Source organism: Burkholderia sp. Ac-20349 (assembly GCF_017104865.1).
In the GTDB taxonomy this organism is placed as follows: Bacteria; Pseudomonadota; Gammaproteobacteria; order Burkholderiales; family Burkholderiaceae; genus Burkholderia; species Burkholderia aenigmatica.
In genome coordinates this window covers 1-1,477 of record NZ_JAAGPM010000332.1, presented here as the reverse complement: position 1 = coordinate 1,477, position 1,477 = coordinate 1, and the positions used below count along the sequence as shown (strand labels likewise).

Sequence of the window (1,477 nt, the reverse complement as noted above, 5' to 3'; positions counted from 1 at the left end):
CACGCCGCTGCTCGCGGGCGGCACGATGCTGTACTACAAGGCGCTGACGCAGGGGCTCAACGACCTGCCGGGCGCCGATCCGGACGTGCGCGCGACCCTCGATGCCGAAGCCGAGCGCGACGGCTGGAAACGGCCGCGACGGCAGACAGCAAGGCCGACGCGCCGGCTGCCCGACGGGCGCAGCTCGCGCTCGGCAAGGCATTGCTGCTCGGCAGCAGCGACATGCCGAAGGACTACGCACGCGCTCGTACGCTGCTCGGCGAAGCGGCCGCGCAGGGCGACCCGGCCGCCGCGTATTACCTCGGGCTGATCCATCGCAGCGGCTACGGCATCGCTGCCGATCCGGTGCAGGCCGCGCACTGGTTCGAGATCGCGTCGCGCGCGGACATCCCGGCCGCGGACTTCATGCTCGCAAACGCGTACCGCGAAGGCAGCGGCGTGCCGCGCGACGAGGCACGTGCGCTGGCGCTGTATCGCCGCGCCGCCGAGCACGAGCTGCCGGAAGCCGTGCAGACGCTCGCGATGGCCTATCGCAACGGCGAGCTCGGGCTCAAGCCCGACGCGGACGAATTCCACGCGCAGTGGATCGAGACCGCGCACGCGCTGAAGCACCCGGTCGTCGCGCCGTAACGGTTCGTCCGCGCGCACGCGCACGAACCGGCATCACACCGGCTGCATGACACGCGTGCCCCGACGCCCCGCGCATCGATCACCCGGCAACGGAATCGATCGCGGGGCGCGGGCGCACGCGCCTGTTGCCTTGCCGCCATCCGGCTGCTCCACGTCGATCGTTCGGCACGCGGCAATGCATTAACATGCAGCCTCACAATAAAACCTGAGAGAACTGCATCCATGTCCCATCGCCTTTCCAGGCTTGGTGCCGCTGCCGTCGGCGCCGTCGCCCTTGTCATTGCCGGCGCACCGCTCACCGCACGCGCCGCGCCGCCCGCCCAGCCCGACATCTTCAATGCCGCGCTTTGCAAGCCGCCGTTCACGTCGGACCTGATGGACTCGATCTACAACACCGCCAAGGCAGCCGATCCGAAACCGGACGAGTCGATGCTGGGTGCCGCGGTCTATCGCCTGCCGGAGCCGATCCACCGCGACGGCTTCACGACGCAGCAGGTCGTGTTCGTCAGTACCGGCATCGGCGTGCTCGTGGACGGCGAGGTTGCCGACCAGCTCGCGAAACGCTACCAGCTCACCCTCGAGAAGGGCCACCTGCTGGGCACGTCGTCCGTCGGCTATTCGCGCCGGCTGACGGTCCGCGGCCCGGGCGGTGCGCTGATCCTCGTGTCGGCCCGCCAGGGCCCGGCGCTGAAGGGCAAGACGCTGCTGGCCTGCGAAATGACGTCCGAGGAGGACATCAAGGCGCTGGAGCGGATGGAAAAGCATTGAATCGAGCGGCGCTGCGGCGCCGCTCGCGTGCAGGCGGCCGGCGCGCCGCCCTGCCAGTCGCGCGCGTCGCCCGACGCGC

The 1,477-nt window shown here is 70.3% G+C and carries 1 protein-coding gene and 2 pseudogenes; all 3 read left to right on the top strand.

Annotated elements, in window-relative coordinates:
• Positions 1 to 127 (top strand): annotated as a pseudogene (locus tag G3N61_RS39045) (tRNA (adenosine(37)-N6)-dimethylallyltransferase MiaA); the annotation flags it as partial.
• A pseudogene (locus G3N61_RS39040) lies at positions 124 to 630 on the top strand (tetratricopeptide repeat protein); the annotation flags it as partial. The pseudogenes G3N61_RS39045 and G3N61_RS39040, both read left to right, overlap by 4 nt.
• A gap of 222 nt (positions 631 to 852) precedes the next feature.
• A complete protein-coding gene (locus tag G3N61_RS39035; protein ID WP_205825111.1) occupies positions 853 to 1,398 on the top strand; it encodes a hypothetical protein in 546 nt (181 codons plus the stop codon).
• The last annotated feature ends 79 nt before the right edge of the window (positions 1,399 to 1,477 follow it).

Coding starts and splice junctions, on each gene's coding strand:
- G3N61_RS39035 (WP_205825111.1), top strand. CDS start 853: ATGTCCCATCGCCTTTCCAGGCTTGGTGCCGCTGCCGTCGGCGCCGTC.